This window comes from Thalassolituus maritimus (assembly GCF_900156675.1).
In the GTDB taxonomy this organism is placed as follows: Bacteria; Pseudomonadota; Gammaproteobacteria; order Pseudomonadales; family Oceanobacteraceae; genus Thalassolituus; species Thalassolituus maritimus.
This window is the reverse complement of the sequence record NZ_FTOH01000003.1, coordinates 90,507-115,127: the sequence shown is the minus strand read 5'-3', so window position 1 is coordinate 115,127 and position 24,621 is coordinate 90,507. Positions and strand designations below refer to the sequence as shown.

28 protein-coding genes are annotated in these 24,621 nt (G+C 51.2%); 14 read left to right on the top strand and 14 right to left on the bottom strand.

The features are described 5' to 3' along the window. The first annotated feature begins 2 nt into the window (after window positions 1-2). Genes rsxD through BW941_RS05495 form a run of 3 tightly spaced genes read left to right on the top strand, consistent with a single transcriptional unit; the run spans window position 3 to window position 2,423 of the window. Window positions 3-1,058, top strand: coding sequence for an electron transport complex subunit RsxD (gene rsxD / locus BW941_RS05505; protein ID WP_076514647.1), 1,056 nt, complete (start codon window positions 3-5; stop codon window positions 1,056-1,058). Continuing rightward, complete coding sequence (gene rsxG, locus BW941_RS05500; protein WP_076514646.1) at window positions 1,055-1,720, top strand: electron transport complex subunit RsxG; 666 nt, start codon at window positions 1,055-1,057, stop codon at window positions 1,718-1,720. Before rsxD ends, rsxG begins: the two co-directional genes overlap by 4 nt. Beyond that, on the top strand, window positions 1,710-2,423 hold the full coding sequence (locus BW941_RS05495; protein ID WP_068439850.1) for an electron transport complex subunit E: 714 nt from the start codon (window positions 1,710-1,712) through the stop codon (window positions 2,421-2,423). The genes rsxG and BW941_RS05495 overlap by 11 nt, the downstream gene beginning before the upstream one ends. 9 nt (window positions 2,424-2,432) lie before the next feature. Here BW941_RS05495 and BW941_RS05490 read toward each other — a convergent pair whose 3' ends face one another. Then, entirely contained in the window at window positions 2,433-3,344 is a 912-nt protein-coding gene (locus tag BW941_RS05490; protein ID WP_076514645.1) for a hypothetical protein, read from the bottom strand. Between the two features lie 230 nt (window positions 3,345-3,574). Here BW941_RS05490 and trhO point away from each other — a divergent pair, with 230 nt between their 5' ends. Beyond that, on the top strand, window positions 3,575-4,573 hold the full coding sequence (trhO, locus tag BW941_RS05485; RefSeq protein WP_076514644.1) for an oxygen-dependent tRNA uridine(34) hydroxylase TrhO: 999 nt from the start codon (window positions 3,575-3,577) through the stop codon (window positions 4,571-4,573). 163 nt (window positions 4,574-4,736) lie between these two features. Beyond that, window positions 4,737-6,980 carry a hypothetical protein gene (locus BW941_RS05480; protein ID WP_076514643.1) on the top strand — a complete coding sequence of 748 codons (2,244 nt, stop codon included), beginning with the start codon at window positions 4,737-4,739 and terminating at the stop codon, window positions 6,978-6,980. 58 nt (window positions 6,981-7,038) lie between these two features. Here BW941_RS05480 and BW941_RS05475 read toward each other — a convergent pair whose 3' ends face one another. Further along, complete coding sequence (locus BW941_RS05475; protein WP_175607868.1) at window positions 7,039-8,010, bottom strand: MBL fold metallo-hydrolase; 972 nt, start codon at window positions 8,008-8,010, stop codon at window positions 7,039-7,041. Window positions 8,011-8,247: 237 nt separating this feature from the next. On the opposite strand from BW941_RS05475, the gene BW941_RS05470 reads away from it, so the two are divergent. Next, entirely contained in the window at window positions 8,248-9,651 is a 1,404-nt protein-coding gene (locus BW941_RS05470) for a serine hydrolase domain-containing protein (protein WP_084188664.1), read from the top strand. Here BW941_RS05470 and BW941_RS05465 read toward each other — a convergent pair. Next, complete coding sequence (locus tag BW941_RS05465) at window positions 9,626-10,831, bottom strand: oxygenase MpaB family protein (protein WP_076514640.1); 1,206 nt, start codon at window positions 10,829-10,831, stop codon at window positions 9,626-9,628. The genes BW941_RS05470 and BW941_RS05465 overlap by 26 nt on opposite strands. Before the next feature lie 141 nt (window positions 10,832-10,972). Here BW941_RS05465 and BW941_RS05460 point away from each other — a divergent pair, with 141 nt between their 5' ends. Then, the gene (locus BW941_RS05460) at window positions 10,973-11,575 is read left to right on the top strand and encodes a TetR/AcrR family transcriptional regulator (RefSeq protein ID WP_076514639.1); all 603 of its coding nucleotides are present in this window, start codon (window positions 10,973-10,975) and stop codon (window positions 11,573-11,575) included. Here BW941_RS05460 and BW941_RS05455 read toward each other — a convergent pair. The 4 genes from BW941_RS05455 to BW941_RS05440 form a co-directional block, all read right to left on the bottom strand. Beyond that, complete coding sequence (locus BW941_RS05455; protein WP_076514638.1) at window positions 11,560-11,955, bottom strand: VOC family protein; 396 nt, start codon at window positions 11,953-11,955, stop codon at window positions 11,560-11,562. The two genes, BW941_RS05460 and BW941_RS05455, sit on opposite strands and share 16 nt — an antisense overlap. Window positions 11,956-12,026: 71 nt before the next feature. Continuing rightward, window positions 12,027-12,632 carry a DUF3833 family protein gene (locus tag BW941_RS05450; protein WP_076514637.1) on the bottom strand — a complete coding sequence of 202 codons (606 nt, stop codon included), beginning with the start codon at window positions 12,630-12,632 and terminating at the stop codon, window positions 12,027-12,029. Window positions 12,633-12,697: 65 nt separating this feature from the next. Continuing rightward, on the bottom strand, window positions 12,698-13,900 hold the full coding sequence (locus BW941_RS05445; protein ID WP_076514636.1) for a permease: 1,203 nt from the start codon (window positions 13,898-13,900) through the stop codon (window positions 12,698-12,700). After that, the gene (locus tag BW941_RS05440; protein WP_076514635.1) at window positions 13,893-14,297 is read right to left on the bottom strand and encodes a MerR family transcriptional regulator; all 405 of its coding nucleotides are present in this window, start codon (window positions 14,295-14,297) and stop codon (window positions 13,893-13,895) included. Before BW941_RS05440 ends, BW941_RS05445 begins: the two co-directional genes overlap by 8 nt. A gap of 160 nt (window positions 14,298-14,457) precedes the next feature. Here BW941_RS05440 and BW941_RS05435 point away from each other — a divergent pair, with 160 nt between their 5' ends. Next, window positions 14,458-16,329 carry a sensor domain-containing diguanylate cyclase gene (locus BW941_RS05435; protein WP_217693570.1) on the top strand — a complete coding sequence of 624 codons (1,872 nt, stop codon included), beginning with the start codon at window positions 14,458-14,460 and terminating at the stop codon, window positions 16,327-16,329. Here BW941_RS05435 and BW941_RS05430 read toward each other — a convergent pair. The 5 genes from BW941_RS05430 to BW941_RS05410 all read right to left on the bottom strand — a co-directional run bounded on the left by BW941_RS05430 (window position 16,324) and on the right by BW941_RS05410 (window position 19,797). Further along, window positions 16,324-17,181: an SDR family NAD(P)-dependent oxidoreductase gene (locus BW941_RS05430; protein ID WP_076514633.1), complete on the bottom strand. Its 858-nt coding sequence runs from the start codon at window positions 17,179-17,181 to the stop codon at window positions 16,324-16,326. The genes BW941_RS05435 and BW941_RS05430 overlap by 6 nt on opposite strands. A gap of 10 nt (window positions 17,182-17,191) precedes the next feature. Further along, on the bottom strand, window positions 17,192-18,388 hold the full coding sequence (gene purT / locus BW941_RS05425) for a formate-dependent phosphoribosylglycinamide formyltransferase (protein WP_076514632.1): 1,197 nt from the start codon (window positions 18,386-18,388) through the stop codon (window positions 17,192-17,194). 42 nt (window positions 18,389-18,430) lie between these two features. Continuing rightward, complete coding sequence (locus BW941_RS05420; RefSeq protein WP_076514631.1) at window positions 18,431-18,646, bottom strand: DUF1289 domain-containing protein; 216 nt, start codon at window positions 18,644-18,646, stop codon at window positions 18,431-18,433. After that, window positions 18,643-19,167 (bottom strand): gamma carbonic anhydrase family protein, encoded by a 525-nt coding sequence (locus BW941_RS05415; RefSeq protein ID WP_076514630.1) that lies wholly within the window; start codon window positions 19,165-19,167, stop codon window positions 18,643-18,645. The genes BW941_RS05420 and BW941_RS05415 overlap by 4 nt, the downstream gene beginning before the upstream one ends. Window positions 19,168-19,233: 66 nt before the next feature. Next, window positions 19,234-19,797, bottom strand: a complete 564-nt coding sequence (locus BW941_RS05410) for a CoA pyrophosphatase (protein ID WP_076514872.1) — start codon at window positions 19,795-19,797, stop codon at window positions 19,234-19,236. A 413-nt stretch (window positions 19,798-20,210) separates the two neighbouring features. Between BW941_RS05410 and BW941_RS05405 the strand changes: the two genes are divergently transcribed. Both BW941_RS05405 and BW941_RS05400 read left to right on the top strand, forming a co-directional pair. Continuing rightward, on the top strand, window positions 20,211-20,549 hold the full coding sequence (locus tag BW941_RS05405; RefSeq protein WP_245820051.1) for a DUF3135 domain-containing protein: 339 nt from the start codon (window positions 20,211-20,213) through the stop codon (window positions 20,547-20,549). Between the two features lie 39 nt (window positions 20,550-20,588). Continuing rightward, on the top strand, window positions 20,589-21,134 hold the full coding sequence (locus tag BW941_RS05400; protein ID WP_076514628.1) for an NUDIX hydrolase: 546 nt from the start codon (window positions 20,589-20,591) through the stop codon (window positions 21,132-21,134). 3 nt (window positions 21,135-21,137) lie between these two features. Here the strand turns inward: BW941_RS05400 and BW941_RS05395 are convergent, their stop codons facing one another. Further along, on the bottom strand, window positions 21,138-21,449 hold the full coding sequence (locus BW941_RS05395; RefSeq protein WP_076514627.1) for a YqfO family protein: 312 nt from the start codon (window positions 21,447-21,449) through the stop codon (window positions 21,138-21,140). Window positions 21,450-21,474: 25 nt separating this feature from the next. Beyond that, window positions 21,475-21,723 (bottom strand): YkgJ family cysteine cluster protein, encoded by a 249-nt coding sequence (locus BW941_RS05390; RefSeq protein WP_076514626.1) that lies wholly within the window; start codon window positions 21,721-21,723, stop codon window positions 21,475-21,477. Window positions 21,724-21,868: 145 nt separating this feature from the next. On the opposite strand from BW941_RS05390, the gene BW941_RS05385 reads away from it, so the two are divergent. The 4 genes from BW941_RS05385 (at window position 21,869) to BW941_RS05370 (ending at window position 24,612) form a co-directional block, all read left to right on the top strand. Next, window positions 21,869-22,420, top strand: a complete 552-nt coding sequence (locus tag BW941_RS05385) for a hypothetical protein (RefSeq protein WP_076514625.1) — start codon at window positions 21,869-21,871, stop codon at window positions 22,418-22,420. Window positions 22,421-22,449: 29 nt separating this feature from the next. Next, the gene (locus BW941_RS05380) at window positions 22,450-22,605 is read left to right on the top strand and encodes a cell developmental protein SirA (protein WP_068439891.1); all 156 of its coding nucleotides are present in this window, start codon (window positions 22,450-22,452) and stop codon (window positions 22,603-22,605) included. Further along, window positions 22,602-23,282, top strand: coding sequence for a TIGR01621 family pseudouridine synthase (locus tag BW941_RS05375; protein WP_076514624.1), 681 nt, complete (start codon window positions 22,602-22,604; stop codon window positions 23,280-23,282). The genes BW941_RS05380 and BW941_RS05375 overlap by 4 nt, the downstream gene beginning before the upstream one ends. Before the next feature lie 235 nt (window positions 23,283-23,517). Further along, window positions 23,518-24,612 carry an efflux RND transporter periplasmic adaptor subunit gene (locus tag BW941_RS05370; RefSeq protein ID WP_076514623.1) on the top strand — a complete coding sequence of 365 codons (1,095 nt, stop codon included), beginning with the start codon at window positions 23,518-23,520 and terminating at the stop codon, window positions 24,610-24,612. Window positions 24,613-24,621: the final 9 nt, after the last annotated feature.

The following is a 24,621-nucleotide window of genomic DNA, read 5'->3' as shown; positions in this document are numbered from 1 at the left end:
CCATGGCACTGCTGACGCTGTCCTCACCCCACACTCACGGGCCAAACCGCACAAGCCGCATTATGCTCACCGTGGCACTGGCGACTCTGCCGGGCCTCGCGGTGATGACCTGGTTTTTCGGCTTTGGCAGTCTGATCAATACAGTACTTGCGATTATCACAGCGTTGGCTTCTGAAGCGCTTGTACTCAAGCTACGTAAATATCCGGTGAGCTTTTTCCTCAAAGATAACACCGCATTGGTCACGGGTCTGTTACTGGGCCTGGCGTTACCTCCCCTCGCCCCCTGGTGGATCACTGTTTTAGCCACCTCGTTCGCCATCATTTTTGCGAAGCAGATTTACGGTGGCATGGGTAATAACCCATTTAACCCTGCGATGGTTGGTTACGCGCTCGTATTGATCTCTTTTCCAGTACAGATGACCACGAACTGGGTGACCTCTTTTCAGGTCAGTGGATCAGATGTTGCCGGGTTCACTGACGCCTTGAGCATTATCTTTGCGGGCGCATCTTCAACCGCTGACGCATTCACAGGGGCTACACCGCTTGATCAATACAAGTACCTGATCAGCAAAGAGACTTCTGACGAACTTCTCCAGAGAAACACGTTTAATGGCTGGCTGAACGGTGGCTGGGAATGGGTTAATCTGGCCTTCCTCGCTGGCGGCCTGTTTCTTATGGTCCGACGCATCATTACCTGGCACATTCCGGTGTCCATGCTCGCCGCACTGGGCATCTGTTCACTGATTCTGGGCTGGGATGAAGATCTGTATACGCCGTTGTCACTGCATCTGCTCAGTGGTGCGACCATGCTGGGTGCATTCTTTATTGCCACGGACCCCGTTTCAGCGTCGACCACACCGACAGGTAAGCTTATCTACGGTGCCGGCATAGGTATTCTGCTTTATGTCATCCGTACCTGGGGCGCATACCCGGATGCCGTAGCCTTTGCCGTACTGCTGATGAACTTCGCGGCTCCCTTCATTGACGCCTATACCCAGCCACGCAGTTATGGCCATAGCAAGCCTAAGCGTGGCCTCAAGCCGGGGGAGAAATCATGATTGAGTTGCTCTCAGCTATACGCAAAAACGCTGTTGGTCTGGCAATTTTCGCGGTTGTGACGGCCGGTGCGATCGCCCTCGCCCAGACACTGACAGCGGACCGTATCGCATACAATATCAAAGCGGCCGAAGCCCGCGCGCTGAATGAGATCCTTCCGGCAAGCAGTTACGACAACGACCTGCTGAACGACACAATGAATGTGGATAAGCGATTTAATCAACAGCTGCTGGGCCCCCTGCCGGACAGTGCCGTTATTTATCGCGCCCGCAATAACGGTGAAGTCAGCGCAGTGATTCTGCCTGCGGTTGCTCCAGACGGGTACACGGCTGAAATAGATCTGATTGTCGGTGTTAAGTCTGATGGAACGCTTGCTGGCGTCCGTGTTGTCGCACACCGAGAAACTCCCGGACTGGGTGACAAGGTTGAAATCAGGAAATCTGACTGGATCACCAGCTTCGAGGGTAAGTCACTCGGTCGCCCTGCGCCTGAGCAGTGGGCAGTAAAGAAAGATGGTGGCAGCTTTGATCAGTTCACTGGCGCAACCATTACACCAAGAGCGGTTGTTCGCGCCGTTAAACGCGCACTGAAATTTTTTGAGATGCACCGTGACGAGCTGCTCTACGGTAACGCACTTTCGGGAGAAAACAGCGATGGCAACTAAGTCACTCAAAGATATATCCCTCGACGGCCTGTGGAAGAATAATCCGGCACTGGTTCAGCTGTTAGGGTTATGCCCTCTTCTCGCTGTAACGGGCTCTGTTGTTAATGCTTTAGGGCTGGGGCTTGCGACCATGATGGTACTCGTCGGTTCTAACCTGTCCGTTTCACTTATCCGTAACCACGTGTCTGACGCGGTCCGACTCCCTGCGTTCGTTATGATTATCGCCTCATTCGTCACCGTCGCAGAGTTGACGATGCAGGCGTTCACCTACGAGTTGTATGAAGTACTGGGGATTTTTATTCCATTGATTGTTACTAACTGTGCGATCCTCGGGCGGGCTGATGCTTTTGCCTCTAAGAATCCGATACTGCCATCGGTGGTCGATGGTGTAATGATGGCTATTGGTTTTACGGTTGTTCTTGTGCTGCTCGGCGCACTGCGTGAAGTCCTGGGTCAGGGGCAGATTTTCGGCAATATGGAACTCTTATTCGGACCGTCTGCCGCTGACTGGAAGATTGTTCTGGTTGAGAGCTATCCAGACTTTCTCTTTGCGATTCTTCCTCCGGGCGCATTTGTTGGCATGGGTCTGCTGATCGCCCTCAAGAACCTGATTGACGACCGGATTGATAAGGCGGCTGCCGCTAAAGCAGCACCAGTTGAAGCGGGCTCGAAGCGCGTCCGTGTTACCGGAAAAATCAGCTGAGCGCACTGCTCAGCTGCGTCCTTTCGCTTGTTGTAACTCTGCCATTTGCTCTGAGTGCACCTGCGCAAAGCCTGCATTAGTTCGGTTCTCTATTGCCTTGTCCGCGTATAGGGTGGCAGATGCTCCCAACATGCCAACGAAAAACAACTCCGCGAACACCTTGTGATTGCCGAAATTGTAATGCATCAGACGAATCGTGATCACACCCAGCGCCAGGGCAACAAGCCCCCCGAACATAAGCGATTGCAGCATCAGATTGGTATCGGGCAATTGCGCTCCGGTTTCAAACCATGCCAGTGTTCCTTTAGTCAGAAAACCGGTCGCCAGCAGTAAAAAAGCCACCGCGGGGACAGCATAGCGATCCGGACGCTGTTGACGCTCAGGACCTTCGAGTCGCTGGAGTATTTCGGCAAACTCAGCCATGGCTGGCAGAGCCACATCCGCAAAGGCATTCATCTCCGCTCTGTCCTGCGAATTATCATCGACCAGCGCCCAGAGCCGCCCGCGGCGACAAACCAGCTTGTTGATCTGCACTGTCTCCGGCGATCCAAGATTAAACATTCTCAAGAGTTTATCGCTCAGGCCTGGCGCAGCGGCAAGCGCCTGTGAAGCAGTGAAGTCGTCAGACAAAATGAGAAGAGAGTCGTCAAAGGCGGGATTACAGATTCGTTTATCACTGTCGACGCCGACACGGGCCAGCAGTCGATCAAGCGCACCATGGCGGCGCATTACAAAGTCATAGCGGAGGGAGACCTCCATACCGACTTTAATCTGACGCCCTGTCTTTCCCTCGTGGGTCCGGTACTCGTAGTTGATTCCTGCATACTCACCCGGCACGCCCTTCCATTCTGCCGTAAAACGGTGCATTAACATCGCTACTGCAAAAAGTACAAGACAAGCAAAGCCTATGGTTAGCCACATAATCTGCATCCTTCCGCTCAGTTTTTGTGAACTGCTCACATTTAACTCTAGTCCATCGCAATGGACTGTGAGTTGATTCACACAGACCCGGCCTCAAAAGCTACAGGGCATGCCGCAAAAACTACTTTCAGGTATACTCCGCCGCGTTTAGCCTCTCAGGCTCGTGTTTACCAGTATCAGGCGACCACTAAACCGGTTCCGCCGATCCCTCAGACCCAGTAGGTTTCTTTATGAGTCAGCCCAATACTTTCGTCATCTGTGCGATGTACAAGTTCGTGACACTTGATGATTACGAAGCAAAACGTGAGCCACTTCACGACGCTATGGTCGCTTTCGGCATCAAAGGAACCCTACTCCTCGCTAAAGAGGGCATTAACGGTACGGTTGCCGGTTCACGTGAAGGTATCGACCAATTGCTCCAATGGTTAGCTCAGGACGATCGCCTCGCAGACATCAGTTACAAAGAGTCCTATGAAAACGAAATGCCCTTCTATAGGACTAAAGTCAAACTTAAGAAAGAAATCGTGACCATGGGTGTAGAGGGCATCGACCCTCGCCATACTGTCGGCACCTACGTAAAGCCTGCGGACTGGAACGATTTAATCTCAGATCCCGCCGTTACCCTGATCGACACGCGAAATGACTACGAAATAGGTATTGGTACCTTCAAAGGGGCCGTCAATCCAGAGACAGAGACCTTCCGTGAGTTCCCACAATATGTGAAGGAGAAACTTAACCCTGAGCAGCACAAAAAGGTGGCGATGTTCTGTACCGGTGGTATCCGCTGTGAAAAATCCACCGCGTACCTCAAGGAGCAGGGTTTCGAAGAGGTCTATCACCTCGAAGGTGGCATTCTGAAATACCTCGAGGAAGTGCCCGCTGAAGAGAGCATGTGGGAAGGTGAATGTTACGTCTTTGACAATCGCGTCAGCGTCGACCACCAACTGAACAAAGGTCATTACGATCTGTGTCATGCGTGCCGACGCCCTATCACCGATGAAGACAAAGAACACGCCGATTATGAAGCAGGTGTCAGTTGCCATCACTGCATTAACGAATACACAGCGGAACAACAGGAACGTTTCCGCCAGCGTGAGCAGCAGATGCAGCTTGCTCGCGAGCGAGGTCTAGACCATCTGGGCGCCGATCTGAACGACATCCGCGACCAGCGCCGAAAAGAAAAGCTGGCTTACAAAGAAGCCCAGCGTAAGCGTTCAGGCAAAGACTGACTTCGCGCTGATTCGTCGCAGCATGACAGTACCTTAACGCCTGTCTATCTGGCATACTGACGCGGTCGTCCAAGTGCTGTGACGATTTCTAAAAAAGGTGAAGGATCACCGATGAAGTCAGGCCCCTTCACCCTGATCTCAACTACACACGGAGTGTTCATCAATGTCCCGAATCGCCGGACTACTTTCGACTCTACTCTTCACGCTGATACTGGCTGGGTGTAATACCCTGACCGTCGACATCATCGTGCCGGATTCCATTACCCAACACGAGCCGTTCTCTTATGAAGCTGAAGCTGACCCGGATGCTGTTGGCCAGATCGCGTATGAATGGTTCCTCGATGGCGCGATCATCAGCAGCCTGCCTATTGATAATGCCCTGATCGCCACCGCCGGAGAGCATACTCTGAGCGTAAAAATCACCGATGAAGAAGGTGAAACTGGCGAGGCAGAAGTTAGGCTGGATATTCTCCCTGCCGAGATCCTCAATGCTGACTTTGCAGTGAATGTCGAGCTTCTGGATATGGAAGAAGCTCCCTTAGAAAACGTCACTGTGACTATTGACGGTGTGACCGTCGAAAGCGATGCCCAGGGTATCGCTGCGTTTACCGGCCTGACTCAGACCCCGGTACTGACCGTCTCTGCCAATAAAGAGGGCTATATCCCACAAAGCTATCGCTTTGATCTCGCATCCGCTCAAGAAAGTGCCGATATTCAGTTAACGCTGATGGAGCGCGCCAATCCTGTCTCATTCAACAACGACACTGAAGTGACTGTCGAAAATAGTGACCTGAACACCAGCGTCACCTTGCCGGCAGGTGCCTTTGTGGACGCCAATGGTGATCCTGTCACAGGAGAAATCACAGCCACTATTACGCCTGTTGATACCCGTGAAATGGGTGCGTCTTACCTCGGTGGTGGCGTTGCTCTGACCGAAGAAAGCGAAGTCGTTCAGCTTCTGTCACTGGGTATGATCGATTTTGAATTCACCCAGAACGGTGAAGCAGTGCAACTGGCAGCAGAAGCCAGCGCACGGATTGAAATGGATCTGGTGACCGAAACCGGGCCGGACGGACGCATATATGCAATCGGCGAAGAAATTGAAATGTGGTGGTTTGATGAGGCCACTGGCCTTTGGGTTGAAGAAGGTGCTGGCGAAATCGTTGCCTCTGCGACATCACCAACAGGTATGCGCCTGATCGCAACAGTAGAGCACTTCACTACGTGGAACTGGGATTATTATAAAGCCGAAGACAGAGCATCTATCACACTTAACTGTCTGGTTAATGGCTCACAGATCGGCCCACAAGACAACTGTAATGTCTCTCTTTCTGCGGACGGTATTTATCGGACAACGTCAATAGGCCGCGAGGGCGTTACTATCGTAAATCTGGCTCCTGGCATCGAGCTAACCGCCAGTGCCAGAGTGAGAGCGATCAATGGTGACCTGTATACTGGCCAGACTTCTTTCACGACGGTCCCGGGTAATATTTCAGTCAACGTAAACCTGGGCTATACCGGCGAGGGCGCTGCATTTATTTCATGCACAGTGACTGATGGGAGTGTTGTGCGCCCTGTTGAATGTTTTGGTTCTACTGTAAGAGACGATGGCGGACATTCTACTCTTCTGGAATCTAACAGTTCTAATTCACCGGTCAGAGTTCCTCTCGTTGAAGGTGAACCTGTCAATTTACTTCTTTCACTACAGGGGAACATAGTTACCGACACGATTAACGTGGCAGATGCTCCATCTGTGATCATCAAAGAGTATGAAGTTGAGACTGCGGTAGGACAGTTGAGCTGTTATGCAACACTCGATGGCGGACAAGGTGAATATTACCCGTGCACAGCATTAGTAACGTCGGATTCAGGTATCAACACAGTGGTCAGAGCAGGTGACTATAGCGGAACTCCACTTACCGCTCCGATTAGTTATAGTAATAGCGCCAACAGCCTGGACATTGCCGTTGCCAGTGCCTTTAATGATGGCGAACTTTATAACGATCTTTATTCTGAACCTGAGTATTTCTACTTCTCTCCTTTCCGGGGGCAGCACTTCACTTTACCTACATCGGAGCCAGTCACTCTGGAGATCACTGATAGTATTGAGTCGCGCAACCTCTACAGCTACACATGCCGACTTGATGGGGAAGTAATCAGCGTAGAGATATGTAACGTAACCTACCATGATTTTGAGACTGAAGAGCGCTGGAGGACAACCCCTCACGCGCCGAGCTGGATGAAGGGTAAAATGCACTTACCAATAAGCAATATCAACCCAGCATTTTTCGATGGAAACATTGAAAACGACAGTCCTGTATACGGTTACTACGCCGTTGAAAACGTAGAATTGAATACATCAAACAGAACTATCGTGCTTGATATGATTTTCAACGTGCCTCAATAACAAACGGAGGGCTATCGATGCACTGGTCGATAGCCCTATTCTTTAAAACGCTTTCCACTTATTCGTCAGCGCTAGATATTTGATAAATCTCGCCATGTCCCATGACCGGGAAGTTACTCGCCTCAATCCCCATTTCCTGCAATGCATCAGCTAATCTTATTGGCGGCTCATCCATCTCTTCGTCCGTTAAAATAAAAGTCCCCCAGTGCATTCCTATGGCTTTTTCAGCCTTCAGATCAATAAATGTCTGCACCGCCTCTTCCGGACTCATGTGCGCGTCTTTCATAAACCAGCGCGGATCATAGGCGCCAATCGGAATGGTTGCCAGATCTATCCCCGGATAGCCCTCTCCGATTTTTCTGAAGTCATCGGAATAACCACTGTCTCCTGTGTGAAAAAAGCGAAAATCTTCCACATCGACCAGCCACCCAGCCCAGAGTGATTTATTTCTGTCAAAGAAGGTTCGTTGAGACCAATGTTTTACAGGAAGAGCTGTGAGTACCACGCCGTCATATTCGTAGGACTCCCACCAATCAAGCTCCACCACCTGCTCAATTCCGTAACTGAGTAACTCCTCTTTCAAACCCAGCGGTACAAGAAATACAGGAGGGGTACCTTGTTGCCTGAGATAAATATCAGTGAGCGATTCTTCATCCAGGTGGTCGTAATGGTTATGAGAAATAACCACGGCATCAATATGAGGGAGCTCTTCAATCATCATCGGAGGCTCAACGATACGTTCAGGGCCTAAAAAACTAAGAGGTGATGCGCGCTTCGAGAAATGTGGATCAGTAAGAATATTTTTACCTTTCACCTGCAATAGAAAAGCACTGTGTCCCAACCATGTGATCTGAGTGACCGCTGGCTTCGATATGAGATCAGGGTCTGGCTTAATAACATCGAAGTGTTGAGCGTCTGGCTCCGCCCTGTTCCACCGCCAACGTAAGAGATCCGTGAAGGATTTACTGATTGCCTTGCCATCGGTGTTCACGAAAGTACCGTCAGCCATGTGATGAGCTGGCCGGCTCATATGAGCTTCTTCAGTATCGTTATTCAGAAGCGCAGCACAACCAGCAGCTACACCCATACTAGCTAGTAATAGAAGAATTGATCTCAATAGGACGTCCTGAGTTTTAGGAGACTGGCACAGGGTCTCTGACTTTAGCGCCGAATTCAATCAAAGCGCGCCAATAGATAACACTTAGTCATTTAATGGAGGAGTTATGAGATACTGTCCAAAAGAATAATAATACTGGCAGATAACACTATGAAGCACACGAGCTGGACGAAGTTCTCCTTGTTAGTAGGCACATCCATTGCGATGTCAGGATGCATACTAGACGATATTCCCATTGGCACTGGCTATGCAGCGAAATACCTTTGCTCCGGGCTATGGATAAGCCAGATTGATGAACAACGTCTGACTGAAGACTTCATCGCTCCTCAAGTAGCCCCCCTGCCCCTTATCTGGAAAATCGACATCGACGAAACCAGCCACACTGTCACAGTAAGAGATCGGTTATTCGGTTCGCAGAATGCCAAGACCGCATATTTCCGTGAAGGTTTAGGCTGCACTCTTATCCACGATAAAACACTGGAAGAGCTGGATCGTCAGATACCTTATGAGATGACGTATCCTAATACAGACTATCAGTCACTGTGGCCCGCAGGCGATGCCCCAATCGAGAGCCTCCACCCACAGTTTGATCATACTCTCCTTGAGTCCGTAATTGATGAAGCCTTTGCAGAACCGGAGGGAGTCACACGTAATACACTCTCCGTTGCAGTGGCATATAGAGGAGAACTGATTTCTGAGCGATATTCCGATGACATCGAGCCAGCCAGCCCTCTGCTTAGTTGGTCTATGGCAAAAAGCATCACAGCGACGGCCGCCGGTATTCTCTACGATCAGGGTGTTCTCATGGAGGATGCCGACGTATTAGTTCCCGAGTGGAGAGATGATGCAAGATCGACCATTAAACTCCAGAACCTGCTCCAGATGAACGCTGGTCTGGACTGGAATGAAGCTGCTCAAGGTGACGATCCTGATCAGGGCTACGGCCTCTTTGAAGTACCGGACATGGCCGGCTACTACGTTGATCAGCCTATGGTAGCTACCCCCGGCGAAGTATTTAACTACTCAACAGGAAGCAGCAATCTGATCGCTAGTCTGGTTCAGGATAAAGTAGGTGGTGCGCTCAGCGACTACTATGAATTCATTCAGAACCACCTGTTCAAACCACTGAACATCACTAGCGCAATTGTCGAATTTGACGCGACAGGTCAGCCTGTTGGCGGAGCTTTTCATTACCTCTCAACTCGCGATTGGGCGAAACTCGGGCAGCTTTACCTCAATAACGGGGAGTGGAACGGCCAGCAGATTCTTTCAGAAGAATGGATAAACAAAACTTTGACACCCTCAAACAGTAACCCCCTGTACGGGTATCAAATATGGTTGAATACCGATCGAGGTTTCTGGCCGTCACTTCCGGCATCAACTTACGCTTTCCGAGGATTTCAGGGACAAATAGTCATGATGCTTCCAGACTATGATCTGGTGATCGTACGCACAGGTGTCACTTTCAATAATGAAGGCGCATCTTCGACCTCAGATCCTGCGGGTATTCAGGCACTGGCCCTTGGCATCATTGCGTCTCTGCAACCTGAATAATACGAGGCTTATGCTGGCCGAATAGTACGGCTAGCATCTGGTTCTGCGCACGACGTCCGCGCCTGGAGAGCCATGTTTTTCCGCCCGGAATCAAGCGTATCACCGTGTGAAACGTTGCATTGAGGGGCATGAACAGCAGTGGATACCAGGGCAAACGACAAGCGGGTAGGCCCAATGCCCGCATTCCCTGAGAGCCAATAAACAAACGGATAATGCTGAGATGCACCTCTTTGTCCCAATGCCCTCTCAACTTCTGGAAGCTTGGGTAATAACGCCCAAGAGGTTCATCCATCAAAGCCTGGGCCAACTGCTTCGAGCCTTCATCTGCCTGAGCCTGGCTCAGCAGATTACGATATAAAGCAATGCGTCCGTCCTGTTCATTATCCACCAGCAGCGATTCATCCAGCCCCATCAGCCAACCTATGTAGCGCCAAAGGTGCATTACGTCTGAACCCTCCTCCTTCGAAACAATGACACCGAGTACGCGCTGGCCAAGGAGAAACATGACAGAGAACGCGAGGTAAGTGACCTGCATATCAAGTTGGTTTACTGGCAGACCCAGATAATCATGATCCCAGTCCTTGCGTACCGAGAGTTGGCGCCGAACCATAGCATGTATCAGTCTGACACGCAGAGTCGTAGCGAAGCCCTGACCACCGGGTAGGATAGAGCCCGGCTCAGTACAATCCATCCACCATTTCGTTGTCTCAGCCACTCTGCGCTGTGCACCCTTTCCAAGAGCGCCGGTTTTCAACAGAGCCTGGTTAATCGCGCTGGCCTGATAGCCAGCCATCAGGCCGAAATCCCTGAGAATACGCATCCCCGTCTTACCTGACCGGGCAACGACAGCACAACCTCGGCTCAACGCCTCCTCATTAAGCCAATCCGGAAGCTGGTGCGCATGCTGAACAAAGGCTTGTAACTCAGGTGGTAGTGAAGAGACATCTGCCATACTGCCTTTCAAAGCATACTCTATGACTGACCACTGCCCTTCACTGGTTGCCAACCAAGCCGCCACATCGTCAGCTAATGGATCGCCGCACAGAAGCTGCTGCCCCAATTCCTGCCACTCGACAGAGTTCGGCTCGGCAGCTGCTTGATCTTTTATCGTCAACAAAATAGGAGATGCTATTTTTCTGGCTGTATGGATATGGATGCCGTGGCGCTCTGGAGTATTCATGGACAGTTTCCCTGAAGTTTCACCAGATCTGGAAAATCCAACCGGTACTCTTGCGTACCAACCTATCCATCAGCACTGGTACTGTCAAGTACCATCCGCTATACTTGAGTGAAATTACGATAAGCGGTATGAACAAAGCGAATGACTGCACCTGCCAGGGATCATAAAGACAGGCTCCTCTCCGCACTCGAAAATGCAATGGCGACGAAGCGCTATCGCGACGTCACCCTGGCTGATATCACCAGCAGTGCCAAAGTATCGCGACGCACCTTCTACGAGCACTTTACGAACAAAGACGAATGTCTGTTGGCGCTGGCTCGAACGACAAGCGAGCGCATTATGAAAAGTATCATCAGCTCATACGACGCGGCTGATGACTGGCCACAAACTGTGACAAAAGTGACATCCGGGTATCTGCAGTTCATCGCCGAACACCCCACTCTTATGTACGCCTTATATGTGGAGGTGGCGGCTCTCGGCCAGAGTGGCCTGGAAGTAAGACGAGAGATCAGTCAGACCTTTGCGGAGTTTCTCAGCAGTCAGACAAAGTTGAGGCGCTCGTCAGCGGAGCTGAATCACGCCTTATCGAGACAGGAAGCTCTGGCGCTGGTTGCAGGGATTAACGAGCTGATATTGCAAACCTTCATGACGGAGAAAACAAGCGACAGGGTGACAGAAATCACCCGGCTGAATAATGTTGCAAGTTCGCTGATCCTGAGAATGACCAGTCACTCTGGTGTGTGACAGACTGCCTCGATGTTATTGCCATCCGGGTCGATCACAAAGGCGCCGTAATAATGCTCATGGTATTGTGGGCGTAATCCCGGCTCTCCGTTGCATTCAGCTCCCTGATTCATCGCAGCAGAATAGAACTCATCGACCCCAACGCGGTCTTTGGCAGAGAAAGCAACGTGTCGTGGTGTAAATGTCTCTTTCACTTCAATAACCCAGAACACCAGCTTTCCCTCAGGCCCAAAGGCACACATTCTCTGAGTCGGAAAATACTTGTTCCAGGTAGCAGTAAACTCCATCTGCAGTGAGTATCCTAAAGGCTCAAAGGCAGCCGCATAAAAATCTCTGGTTTTGAGAAAGTCACGTGCATATGTACTCAGGTGATCAATCACACTTACGTCCTCTGTATTGAATGGATCAGGTAGCTATCGAAATACCAGCTAATAGTCTGTTTTGCGGATAATCACAGACACTGTGTCTCGGGATCGACCTTACGCATCACCAGCAGTATCTGACCGACATGGATGCCGAATTTGGTCATGCGCGTTTCATTAACAACCACACCATCAGCGACATGAAACATCCAGTCGTCCATATTCAGATCAATCGTATCACCTGGCTCACCATAACGTAGAGTGTATGCCATGTGAATCGCGTTACCCGCCCACTCCATGGTGGTTGCCTCAGGAACATCCGAGGCTTTGGCACTGAGTACCTCTCGCCCACCTTCCCTCGCTGGCGTAAGGGTCCAGATTCGCGTTTCACGCTTGGCTTCTGCACCCGGTTCATCATAGAAGTAAAATACCTCATCCAATGTACCGACGCCATTCTCATCCCAGCTGGCATCGATACGTGCGTTAAACGAACGTATTTCTGCACCACTGCGATCACGAACCACGCCATCGGCACAGATTTTCCCTTCAAAAAAGGTCTGAGGGATTAGTTTTGGTGAGCGCCCGGCCGCATGATCCACCTGAGTACTCGAGCACCCTGCAACAGTCACTGCTGCCGCAATCCCCAGTACCCCGGATAGCACTCCTGAACGAGATAGCTGACGAGAAATGCGCATATGGAACTCCAAAGTTATTCAATACTTATACAGAGTATCCATTTACCCAGGAGTTCCTGCAAGTGTCACGTACCTGCCACGTTCATAATCCAACCGATAGCCAAAACCTGCGGCACCGTAACCAGAGGCAAAAACAATGCAATCTTCCAGCTACGTGTCGTATCTTTCAACGCCATAATCTCTGTATAGTCGGTCGCTGCACCAGCCATCAGAAAGGTGAACGCGTTCCCAGGTGCCCCGGCTCGATTGAACAGGTCGGCAGCGATGGGGCTTGAACCCTCAGAACAAACCTCAATGAGCGTGGTGGCCAGCAGGGTCAATAGCAGCCCAGACATACTTGCCCCAAACCACACGCCAAAACTCTCGGGCGGTACAAAAGCCCGGATCAAGGCGACCAGTACAACGCCGAAAACCACCCATCTCAGCACCATTCTGGATTCCTTCAATCCGCCCCAGAACATCTGGAGCAAGGCCTTAGGACGCCAGTCGTGTTCCTTCCAGGATGCTTTCACAGACGGCCAGAACGCAATGTCGTCAAACTCCACAGTGTTAGGGTTTCCGGGCAGGACACCCCGGTCACACAAGCGATCAAAAATCCAACCGCTGATCCAGGCGATCACCAATGATGCAAGGATAAACAGTAACGTCCATTGCAGGCCGATCAAACCGACGAGAATAAGTGTCAGTGTCAGGGAATTCCATGGGCTGGCAATAAGAAACGCCATCACCTGTCCGATACTCGCTCCACGCTCATATAACTTCATCGCGACCATCAGGATGCCATGGTTGCACAAGTCAAGCAGCAGCCCGGCGAGCGTCGCCCGGAATATACCGCGCTTACTGCCTCCCCTGCCGAGTACCGACATGATCGCTTCACGCGGAATCCGCCCGAGAATGCCAACGAAGAACGCCGCTGACAGTATTCCCCACCACATGGCATTCACCATTTCATAGCTGGTATGGAACATAGTGCCCAGCCAATCAGGAAGCTGCTCGGTATGACCGACGACCAGAAAGCCCAGATAGCCCACCACCACCGCCGGTAAGCAGGTCCACATAATCCAGTCACGGCGTTGTTTGTCGGTGGGAGCACAACAGGAAGCATCACCACTGCTAGCAGTAGCCTCGGGGCCACAACAGCTACTGACAGGCTCTTTTGGCTTACCAGCGCAACAACCAGTACTTTCTGCCGCAGGCTTACTGGAAGTATCTGAGCACGTGTCTGCCGGAGATGACGCACTGCAGCAGCTTTTCTTATCGTCACTCATAGTGACCTCCTTCAATCAGATGGCAAATATGGTCGCCACAAGGGGAACAGTCCGGTAATTTCTTCCACTCTTCCACCGCAGACTCCATGCGCTTTACCAAAGCCTGCATATTAATCAGTTTTTCCTGAGCCTCTCTCAACCTGAGCTCAATCAATTCACGGGCATGAGGGCAAAGAGACTGCCCCTGGGTAGCATCCGAAAGCAGTTGCTGGATATCATCCAGCGTGAAGCCCAGCGCCCGAGCCCTCAAAATAAACGAGAGTCGCCTGACTTCTTCGTGGCCAAAACTATGATACCCCGAAGCATCTTTACCGGGTGTCAGCAGCCCCGACCGCACATAATGCCGAACGGTATTCACGTTCACGGCAAACCTTTTCGCAAGCTCACTCGCTTTCATACACTCACTCACCTGTTTAGCTTCGAACTCAGTGTACGATAAACCTGCGAGTAACTCTCAGGTCAAGCACTCAAAATATCTCTTAACTATCCAGCCTATGCTGCGCATTCTACATTTCTGAACTACCTTGTTACAGCGGGTTTTTTATGAGTAGAACGGCTTGGAAACGACATACTCGCTGACACACATGACTGACTACCTCAATCTTCCGTCACTGGACTATCCCGATATGCGACTAACACTGTTTCTCGTATTACTGTTCTGCATGCCAACGCAGGCACTCACAGTCATTACAGGAAACTCGTTCGAACACTACAACCTCGAAGGAGGGCTGGAATACAGGTTGCAGGCATCTCCAGATCGTCCGCAAATGAATACCGACTGGGAAGTCGCCCGCGATACACTTACTTTCGGATTCAACCCAGATAACCTCTGGATCCGCTTTGCCGTGCGCAATACCTCATCCGAGACACAAAACCTGATTCTCGATTTCCCCTACCCTCTGCTCGATGAAGTGGATGTGTATATTAAAGATGAATCAGGCAATGAGACCCTTCATCAGTTGGGTGACACACGCCCTGCAAGTGCTCAGAAGATACAGCATCCACATCTGCTTGCCGATTTCCGACTCCCTGCGATGAGTGAGCACCAGATAATTGTCCGTGTGAAAACCGAGGCGACTCTCAATGTACCGCTGACACTTTGGGCGCAAAGTGCGTTCGTATCATCTTCGGTCCGGACAACCGTATTCGACATGATGATGTACGGCATATTAGTGGGGATTGCCCTCTACCACCTGCTTCTGTTTGCCCAGCTCAGAGAACCCTCATATTTCTGGTATTCGGCCTTCCTTATTACTTTGGTCAGCATCTTCGCTTACTTTCAGGGCTACATAAACGCATACGCATTCGAAAGCCTCCGGCGACACAGTAACCACTTTCTGTCGTGGTCGTATGCACTCGTTGCGCTGTCCTGCATATTTTACATACAAAGGACACTCGACTTGCCTCGTAGCCGTCCAGGGTATTCTAAAGCCCTCAATGCTGTTATTGCTTCCGGAGTCATACTGGCCATAGCCGCCATGTACATTCCCTACTCTTTGTCCATCAAGCTTCTTACCGGCTACGCCATTTTTGCTACTCTGGTCGTCATCAGTTCACAGGCTATAAGGGTCCTTGATCAGTACGAGCCCGCTTATTACGGCTTCAGCGCCAGTGCATTTCTGTTAATAGGAATGGGCATCACAATATTAGAAAAAACAGGTCTGATTGTGTCGACACCCGTCACCCGCTCCGCAGGCGACGTAGGCTTTACTATCATGGCCATTTTCTACGCACTATTACTTTCTCAACGTATGCGCTGGGAACAGCACAAGAGGCATAAGGCCGAGCTGGCCGTGCGCCTGAGCAATGCGGAGTTGCTGCAAACACAGCAAAAGCTGAATAAAAAACTGGATGTGTTAGTGCGCGAAAGAACAGTTGAGCTGGAGAAAACGAACGAACAACTGCATCAGGCGAGTATCACCGATCCGCTGACGGGCCTGTTTAACCGACGCCACTTCGACCAGGAATTTCAGCGACTTCATCAGGACGCTACCTATGACGGATCTTCGTTAAGCCTGATATTGTTAGATATAGACCACTTCAAAGCCATTAACGACCACTACGGCCATCCCGCAGGTGACGCCTGCCTGATCGATATCGCTAACCGTATTCAGTCAGTTGCTAAAAATTTTGATGCAGTCTGTGCCCGATATGGCGGTGAAGAATTTATTATTCTGATGGCCGATGAAGATCTCTCCACCGCTCGCGCAGCAGCGCAGACTCTTCTGTCCCTGATAAGAGAAGTACCTGTCTCCGTCTCTGGTCACAGCATCAGAGTGACCGCGAGCATTGGAGTAATTGCACGCCAACCAGGTAGCTCGGACGAAACAGATACTCTGCTTAAGGCAGCCGATGAACTTCTGTATCAGGCCAAATCACAAGGAAGAGATCAGATCTGCAGCCCTGAGTCGACCAACGTCCCGTTATGACTCACCGAAAGTAGAAATACCAAAAACCTCTTTACTGAAGTCCCAGAGGTCATCCGTAAGCTTTTCACTACGCGATGACCGGCTTCTGATACCTGGTTTTCTGCGACACCAATATCCACCGTTCCGGCTCTTTGAATCATCCGTCGCCAGAAATATCTGCGTGTCAGCACCCTTTCGTTCAGAAATAAGAAATGGGAAAAACAGCTTCACAAACAAATCAGGAAACTGCCTGTAAAACTCGGTTTTCACCCCACCTGGATGAAAAGAAAATACTTTTACATTGCTGTCCTTCAGGTGCTTTTCAAGACCGTTAACGAACAGGATATTGGCTAGTTTAGAGCGTCCATACAGCAGGAATTGCTTCAACAGGAAGCGGTCGCCTCGCGGTGGATTCGTGATGGTCGCATTAAAATCGAGAATATTACCAACCCAATGAGCGACAGAACTGGTTACGATCAGGCGGGGATCATCAGAACGCTTAAGCAGAGGCATTAACTTGTGAGTCAGTAGGAAATGTCCCATGTGCGTGGCCGCAAACATATATTCATGGCCTGCATCGTTCTTCCGGATCGACGAGGTAAACAAACCTGCATTAAGTATCAAACGATCAATCTGATCAAATCGGGAGCCGATAGCTTCTGCAAACTCAGCGACACTCGTATAGTCAGCCATGTCCACCTGAGCGAATTCGACGTCTGCGGAGGGATGTTTTTCCAATATTTCTCGCACCACTCTCTGGCCTTTTACTTCATCTCGCGCAGCAATCACTACCCGGTAGCCAAGACCTGCCAGAGTCTCAGAAGTGATCTTGCCAAGGCCAGCGCTGCCTCCGGTAATGAGTGCTGTTTTCATGGTTTCGTCCTTATAAAGTGACAGAAATATCGGCAATCACAGCATTCGCTGTATCGCGTGCTTCCTCGATAGATTGGCTACGTGCCAGAGCGACACCTAATCGGCGTTTCCCCACAACTTCGGGCTTACCAAATAAACGTACCTGAGTATCTGGTCGGCTCAGTGCGGCGGTCAGGTTACCAAATTGCATATTGGTCGATTCACCGGCCACCAGCAAAACCGAAGACGCTGAAGGCCCAGTCTGCACGATATTCGGAATCGGCAAACCAAGGATTGCTCTCGCATGCAGAGCGAACTCAGAGAGATCCTGAGAGATCAGAGTCACCAGCCCAGTATCGTGCGGACGTGGAGACACTTCACTGAAGATAACTTCGTCACCTTTCACAAACAGTTCGACACCAAACAGACCCCGACCACCGAGTTCTGACGTGACCTTCTCTGCAATCTGCTTTGCTTTTCCTAAAGCGGCATCCGTCATTGCCTGCGGCTGCCAGGACTCCTGATAATCGCCATCTTCCTGGCGATGCCCGATAGGATCACAGAAGCTCGTAACGGTATTGCCAGCGCCATCATCATGTCGGATCGTCAACAGAGTGATTTCAAAATCGAAGTCGACAAAACCCTCAACGATGACTTTACCTTTACCAGCACGTCCACCTTCCTGAGCGTAATCCCAGGCGGCTTTAATCTGATCTTCTGATTTAACAAAACTCTGGCCTTTGCCTGAGGAGCTCATAATCGGCTTCACCAGACATGGCAGTCCGATGGACTTTACCGCAGCCTCGTACTCTTCTTCGGAAGCGGCGAACTGATACGAAGATGTTGGTACTTCTAAGGTTTCGGCCGCGAGCCGGCGAATACCTTCGCGGTTCATGGTCAGCTGAGTCGCACGCGCAGTCGGAACCACGTTAAATCCTTCTGACTCCAGTTCAGCCAGAGTATCTGTCGCAATGGCTTCAATTTCAGGAACAATCAGAGCAGGCTTTTCACTCTCAATCACCTCACGGAGAGCATTGCCGTCGAGCATTGAAATAACATGGCTACGATCAGCCACCTGCATAGCAGGCGCATTGGCGTAGCGGTCGACAGCAATAACCTCACAGCCGAGCCGCTGCAGTTCAATAGCGACTTCTTTTCCGAGCTCTCCCGAGCCACAGAGAAGGACGCGGGTTGCCGAAGGTGAGAACGGAGTACCAATCGTGGTCATAATATCAATCCAAATCTGTTAAATGTGCGTAGTACGGAGAGACTATTCTGCTGAAGTATCCACACTAAAAAAATTCATTGCCGCGCGCTCCCGCTCGCCGACTAACTGCATCACCTCGCGACGCTGGTCATTCGTCATGCTGCCCCAGTCTGTGATTTCCTGACCGGTGCGGTAGCAGCCCAGACAGACATTATTTTCATCAAGAGCACAGATACTGACACAAGGTGATCTGAGCGGCGTTTCGTTTGTGTCCGTCATAAATCAACTTCTTCCAGAGTGCTCGTATAACGCTCAGCGTTCTGCACGTAATGCGCGGCGCTCGCTTCCAATAGTTTCTTCTGCATATCAGTTAACTCTCGCTTTATGACCGCTGGAGACCCCACCACGAGAGAACCATCAGGAATATCCATGCCCTCAGGAACCAGAGCGTTGGCGCCAATAATGCAGTGCTTACCGATACGAGCTTTGTTCAGAATCACAGCACCAATACCAATCAACGAATAATCGCCGATATCGCACCCGTGCAGCATGGCATTATGACCAACAGTCACCCCCTTACCCAAAGTCAGAGGAATGCCTGAATCCGTGTGTAGAACCGCACCATCCTGAACATTTGACTGGGGCCCCACTGTAATAACATCGTTGTCACCGCGCAGCACAGCGTTGAACCAGATGCTCGATTCCTCACACAGAACACAACTGCCGATAACCGTTGCATTGCTGGCGACAAATACCCCCTCTTTCTTTTCTGGAGTTCGGTCATCGATTCGGTAAAACATAACGTACCTCTTGTTCTGACGAGTGATGAACCTCGACAGGCGGTTCAGATGTCCGGGACGACAGGATCAGTATTTGAGACTGATATCCGTATCCCAGAAGTTATTCATAAATTCGGCAATCATCATGGCGGTTAACCCCCATATATGAAAGTCCTCGAAATCGTAGCTCGGTAAGCGAATACTCCCGCGTTCAAAATAGCGACTGGGTGGCTGAGTGAACAACGACAGCGGCACCTCGAATACTGCATCCAATTCATCGGGGCTGGCCACATGCTGAAGCCCAGGCGGAATAATCGCCAGAACCGGAGTCACCAGATACCCAAAACGACTGACCACCTGATCAAGCTCCCCGATGACGGTAACATCCGCTGGGTGCAGAGCCACCTCCTCATGCGCCTCGCGAAGTGCCGTGGCTACAATGCTGTCGTCCTCCGGGTCTCGTTTACCACCAGGAAAGGCCACTTCCCCCTTGTGAGAAGACAGATGTGCGGCCCGGCGTGTGAGAAGAACATTCGGAGAAGGCTCATCGGTAAGAGCAAGCAAGACACCGGCCTCAGCAAGGTCAGGCTGAGGAATCTGTCTGGGGGTCAACTGTTGATGCTTCATCGACAACAGATCATGTAGGGGCATATTCGTCATATGGCCATTGTAAGCTCAGAGGTAATCCGTGGCTATCCGTACGCCCTGTCAAAAAAATCGCAGCCACTGAATACTAAAAACATCAAACTACATTAATTGTCGTATCTTGACCAATTTATAGATCATTTTATAATCAGAGCAATAAATTAAATAACCTAACCTACTAGAAAAACCGCAATCCACTTTCGCTGAACAAGCGGTTAACCCACTGATTTATAACAATTTTCCAAGTAACACAAAGTTACAGTAAAGATTTTTTTCAAGATAATCAGATAGTTAGACAGGTTAAACAATGGCAGTGATGTATGTTTGACGCTTTCACCTTGGGGTAGACTAGTTTCCGAAATATGCAAATGCGCGACTTGCAGAATCTAGAAACAGATACGAGGTATTGAGCCGTGGACATGCCATCTTTTGACGAAATGGTTCGCTTAGCGAAGAACGATCCTGAAACACTGGAACGTATCCGCCTGAAACTGATTGAAGAAACCATCGCCGAAGCACCAGCAAATTGCCACCGCCGCCTGCGTGGACTGCAGTTCCAGATCGATATGGAACGCCGCCGTGCCAATAACCCGATGGGCGCATGCATCAAAATCTCAAAGATGATGCACGATTCTCTGTACACAATGCGTCAGACGCTGAATGCAGCTGTGGGCGAGACGGCAGACGACTTCGTGATGCCACTGGAAGCGCCTTCTCAGGCTCAGGTTCTCGCCTTCCCTATGCAGGCTAATAGCTGATTGCATATACTGCCCTCAGTTCTACTGGGGGCCATCATCATGAAATACTGCAGCCATTGCCGAGCTGAAGTCACCTTCGATATTCCCGAAGGCGACAATCGCCATCGTCACATCTGCCATAGCTGCGACACCATTTTCTACGAAAACCCCAGAATCGTTGCCGGGACACTTCCTGTTTTTGACGGCCGGATACTGCTTTGTAGACGCGCGATTTCGCCGCGCAAAGGCTACTGGACACTCCCTGCCGGGTTTATGGAGAACGGTGAAAGTACCGAACAGGCGGCTCTCAGAGAAACCTGGGAAGAAGCGGAAGCCCGTCCTGTACTGGGTAACCTCTACAGCATGATTACCGTGCCGCACATCAACCAGGTACATATTTTCTTTCTCGCTGAGATGCAGGTACCCGAATTTTCTGCCGGCCCTGAAAGTCTGGAGGTTGCGCTTTTCACACCCGCTGAAATCCCATGGGATAAGATCGCCTTCCCAACGGTATCAGAAACACTGAAGCGCTTTATCGACGGCGCTACCGGGCCTCACGTATTTGATATCCGCCCCGACCAGGCTTTACACGCGGGCAATGACTGACGATCAGATATCAGCGAGCTGCCACACGTCGTAAGCAGGCTCCTCGTAGGGATGCGCCAACTTCATTGCGGCGACTGCCGCTTTGATCAGATCGTCGGTACAGACCAGTTCGACGCGGTATTCCACGACTTTCTCGATGTCACCAACCTTGCCGATATGTGGCTGTGCACCTTCGAGAGGACGGAACTGGCCTTCTCCTTTGCTCTGAAAACAGCAATGTTCATAGTCACCGATCCGGCCCGCCCCAGAAGCAAAGACAGCTTCCTTCACGGGTTCCAGATGATCCGCTGGTACAAAAAATACGAATTTATACACGTTAGCCTCCAGTCAACGAGGTAGGTCAGGTGATGCGTTCCAACTCAATCAGATTCGCCATGGCCTGTTTACTCCCCTCGCCACAAATATCAGGGTCAGCTTTGAACTGATGACAGACATCCGGACGTGATGGATCGCCAAACAAGCGACAAAGGTTGTTGTCGTCGAGTTGAACACAGCGGACACCGGCAGGCTTACCCTCAGGCATTCCGGGAATCGGACTAGAGATCGACGGAGCAACGCAGCAGGCGCCGCAGCCAGGCTCACACTTCATATGACACGCTAACACCGGTAGAGAATGTATCTGTTCGGCGGAGCGAACAGAGTGTTAGCTTACCCGGCCTGACGCCGCGTTGGTAGCGCTTGCCAGCCGCGGGTTGCTGGGATAGCCTTGCGGGACTTAATCTGGAGCCCAAATCATGCGCTTGCTATTGCCGCTCATTGCAGTGTTCGCAACAATCTTCGCAACGGTCGATACTGTACATGCTGAGCCTACTAACTTCAGAGTCGGGGCTGGCCTCCTGAAGTACGACATTCACCCGGCTCCTGACTACATGCCGGACTTCCGCCAGTCAGGCACTACGATCTTTGCCGAATTTCCTCAGGACAACTACCACGGCTCCCGCTTTATTATTTACGCACTCGATGAGGGCGATACCTCACTTTGGGGCTATGAGACCCAGATGATGATAGGTTACGGCCTGGCCCAGCCGGGATTCCGCATTCACACAGGGCCTGCATGGCATCGCGAAGTGATTGATGTGCGCCGTAATGGCGAGGCTGACCCACAGGTCTTTAATGGTTGGGGATGGCAGCTTGGCACAGGTTACCAATACCAGGCCCTTACTCTTGAAATCGCGGCGACCTACCGCGATACCCGTGACTACCGCCAGGAAAATAAGGCAGCCACCGGAAACGACACACCTCCAGCCCCTATCCTTTCAAACCTTCTGATCAGCTACCGCTTCTGATCAGAACAGCTTGCCCGTAAGGAACCTCTATGACGAACCCTGTTGCTGTTAAGTACATGTCCAGAGCAGAAATAGAAAGCCTGATGTACACCACAACCGCCGAGTCAGGTAATCAGCAAGCGGAGCTCTTCGAAGCCCTGGTAAGACGTCTTCTCGAAATCATGGAGCAGGACGCACACCGTTGAGTGAATCCTCTGCGACTGAACCCTCCGAGTCGGCGCCCACAGTCATTGCTCAGGGGCAAGGTTGGCTCGTACTGGATAAACCCGCAGGCCAAAGCTTTCACAGTGAAGACGGAGAGCCAGGCTTCTTCGCCGCAGCCGAAGCCGCGCTTGGCCAGAAGCTCTGGCCTGTGCACCGGCTGGATAAAGTCACCTCAGGATTGGTTCTGGTCGCCACCTCAACAGAGAGCGCCGCTTTCCTGTCGCAGCAATTTGCAGAGCGGACAACCAGTAAGTACTACCTTGCCCTGTCGCGGCAGCGGCCTAAGAAGAAGCAGGGCATCATCAAAGGCGATATGGGTAAAGCCCGGAACGGCAGTTACCGCCTTCTACGCACCCTCGATAACCCCGCAATCACCCGTTTCTGGAGCAGGTTTGACACCTCCGGGGGTGAGCGCCTTTTTCTGCTGAAGCCTCATACCGGAAAAACTCACCAGTTGCGTGTTGCCATGAAAAGCCTCGGCGCCCCTATTCTCGGCGATACCCGATACGGTGGTGATCAAGCCGACCGGACCTATCTGCATGCCTGGGCTTTGGAGTTCAACGACGGCCAGGTACAGCAGCGCCTGTTTTCATCCCCTTCCGGCAGCCACTGGCCCGACATCCCTGACGACTGGCACGACCCTTTTACTGACTTCTGAAAGCCCTCTGCACCAGCCCACTCGGTATAAGCCCGTTTTGTCGAAAGCCATGTCCACTGTCGACTACCCTGTCTACAGTGGACATGGAATGATGTTAAATCATTCGGCACAGAAGAGTTGCGCAAAACATGTTCTTTTATTAGCATATTACCAAGTAGTAATATTTAGACATTTCCGGCGAAGACAGGAATCAGCCAGAAGTGAATAAGCCGAAGAGAACCAGAGAGGAACAACCATGAGTCTCCAGAAGTTTCTGAACAGCGCATTGCTTACCAGCGTTATCCTGATGCCTCTTCACTCGATGGCAGAGACACTCACCATCACAGAAACTATGCTGCCAGATACCTTTAACCTCAACGGCACTATAGAAGCAGTCAACTCAGGTACGATTTCAGCACAGACGAGTGGCAATATTCTCTCAATCAATGGTGATGTCGGCGACAAAGTAGAAAATGGCGAGATACTCATCCGTATCGACAACACCCAACAAAAGGCGGCGGTAGCTCAAGCAGAAGCAGCGCTCGCTCAAGCCCAGGCACTCAACGACGACGCCCAGACACTGCTGAAACGCAATGCACGGCTGGTTAAACAAGGCACACTTTCTCAAGGTGAATATGACCGTTCGGAAGCACAGGCGAAAAGTTCAGCTGCCAACGTCGAGGCAGCTAAAGCAGCTCTGCGTCAGGCCCGCACACAGCTCTCTTATACCGAAGTCACAGCACCCTACGCCGGTATCATCATGGAGCGTTTTGTCGAAGTCGGAGAGTTTGTCAGCCCGGGAACACCCCTAATGAGTGGCTATGGCACTGGCGCAATGCGCGCTGTGACAGACGTTCCACAGCGTATCGCTGCAAAGTACACAGATACCAGTCAGGTCAGTATTCAGGTAAAAGACACACACACACCAGCAACAGGCGTTACCCTCTACCCATTCGCAGATAGCAGCCGCCACAGTGTCCGCCTGCGGGCAACACTTGCTGAAGATACGAGCCAGACGGTCGTTCCGGGCCAGTGGGTTAAAGTTCAGCTTCAGGTAGGCTCACGCCCTGCCATTCTCGTCCCTGAAGCCGCGATTCTGCGCCGTGGCGAAATGACCGCTGTCTTTGTCACAATGAACGAGCGCTCTACTCTGAGACAAGTGCGCGTCGGCGCTCAAAGACAACTCCCGCAACAACACCAGGGAGAAACCTGGTACGAAATTCTGGCGGGTCTGAATGCTGGCGAAACCATCAAGGCCAATGCGCTTGATGAACTGGGCGACATTTCACCCAGTGCCAACAGAAGTGCCGACAGTAGCACCAGCACCGATGCTAAGCCTGATGTTAAGTAAGTGAGGACA

What these genes read in the sequence shown, in the direction of transcription:
- rsxD (WP_076514647.1), top strand. Translation starts at nt 3, where the DNA reads ATGGCACTGCTGACGCTGTCCTCACCCCACACTCACGGGCCAAACCGC.
- rsxG (WP_076514646.1), top strand. Translation starts at nt 1,055, where the DNA reads ATGATTGAGTTGCTCTCAGCTATACGCAAAAACGCTGTTGGTCTGGCA.
- BW941_RS05495 (WP_068439850.1), top strand. Translation starts at nt 1,710, where the DNA reads ATGGCAACTAAGTCACTCAAAGATATATCCCTCGACGGCCTGTGGAAG.
- BW941_RS05490 (WP_076514645.1), bottom strand. Translation starts at nt 3,344, where the DNA reads ATGTGGCTAACCATAGGCTTTGCTTGTCTTGTACTTTTTGCAGTAGCG.
- trhO (WP_076514644.1), top strand. Translation starts at nt 3,575, where the DNA reads ATGAGTCAGCCCAATACTTTCGTCATCTGTGCGATGTACAAGTTCGTG.
- BW941_RS05480 (WP_076514643.1), top strand. Translation starts at nt 4,737, where the DNA reads ATGTCCCGAATCGCCGGACTACTTTCGACTCTACTCTTCACGCTGATA.
- BW941_RS05475 (WP_175607868.1), bottom strand. Translation starts at nt 8,010, where the DNA reads ATGAGCCGGCCAGCTCATCACATGGCTGACGGTACTTTCGTGAACACC.
- BW941_RS05470 (WP_084188664.1), top strand. Translation starts at nt 8,248, where the DNA reads ATGAAGCACACGAGCTGGACGAAGTTCTCCTTGTTAGTAGGCACATCC.
- BW941_RS05465 (WP_076514640.1), bottom strand. Translation starts at nt 10,831, where the DNA reads ATGAATACTCCAGAGCGCCACGGCATCCATATCCATACAGCCAGAAAA.
- BW941_RS05460 (WP_076514639.1), top strand. Translation starts at nt 10,973, where the DNA reads ATGACTGCACCTGCCAGGGATCATAAAGACAGGCTCCTCTCCGCACTC.
- BW941_RS05450 (WP_076514637.1), bottom strand. Translation starts at nt 12,632, where the DNA reads ATGCGCATTTCTCGTCAGCTATCTCGTTCAGGAGTGCTATCCGGGGTA.
- BW941_RS05445 (WP_076514636.1), bottom strand. Translation starts at nt 13,900, where the DNA reads ATGAGTGACGATAAGAAAAGCTGCTGCAGTGCGTCATCTCCGGCAGAC.
- BW941_RS05440 (WP_076514635.1), bottom strand. Translation starts at nt 14,297, where the DNA reads ATGAAAGCGAGTGAGCTTGCGAAAAGGTTTGCCGTGAACGTGAATACC.
- BW941_RS05430 (WP_076514633.1), bottom strand. Translation starts at nt 17,181, where the DNA reads ATGAAAACAGCACTCATTACCGGAGGCAGCGCTGGCCTTGGCAAGATC.
- purT (WP_076514632.1), bottom strand. Translation starts at nt 18,388, where the DNA reads ATGACCACGATTGGTACTCCGTTCTCACCTTCGGCAACCCGCGTCCTT.
- BW941_RS05420 (WP_076514631.1), bottom strand. Translation starts at nt 18,646, where the DNA reads ATGACGGACACAAACGAAACGCCGCTCAGATCACCTTGTGTCAGTATC.
- BW941_RS05415 (WP_076514630.1), bottom strand. Translation starts at nt 19,167, where the DNA reads ATGTTTTACCGAATCGATGACCGAACTCCAGAAAAGAAAGAGGGGGTA.
- BW941_RS05410 (WP_076514872.1), bottom strand. Translation starts at nt 19,797, where the DNA reads ATGCCCCTACATGATCTGTTGTCGATGAAGCATCAACAGTTGACCCCC.
- BW941_RS05405 (WP_245820051.1), top strand. Translation starts at nt 20,211, where the DNA reads ATGCCATCTTTTGACGAAATGGTTCGCTTAGCGAAGAACGATCCTGAA.
- BW941_RS05400 (WP_076514628.1), top strand. Translation starts at nt 20,589, where the DNA reads ATGAAATACTGCAGCCATTGCCGAGCTGAAGTCACCTTCGATATTCCC.
- BW941_RS05390 (WP_076514626.1), bottom strand. Translation starts at nt 21,723, where the DNA reads ATGAAGTGTGAGCCTGGCTGCGGCGCCTGCTGCGTTGCTCCGTCGATC.
- BW941_RS05385 (WP_076514625.1), top strand. Translation starts at nt 21,869, where the DNA reads ATGCGCTTGCTATTGCCGCTCATTGCAGTGTTCGCAACAATCTTCGCA.
- BW941_RS05380 (WP_068439891.1), top strand. Translation starts at nt 22,450, where the DNA reads ATGACGAACCCTGTTGCTGTTAAGTACATGTCCAGAGCAGAAATAGAA.
- BW941_RS05370 (WP_076514623.1), top strand. Translation starts at nt 23,518, where the DNA reads ATGAGTCTCCAGAAGTTTCTGAACAGCGCATTGCTTACCAGCGTTATC.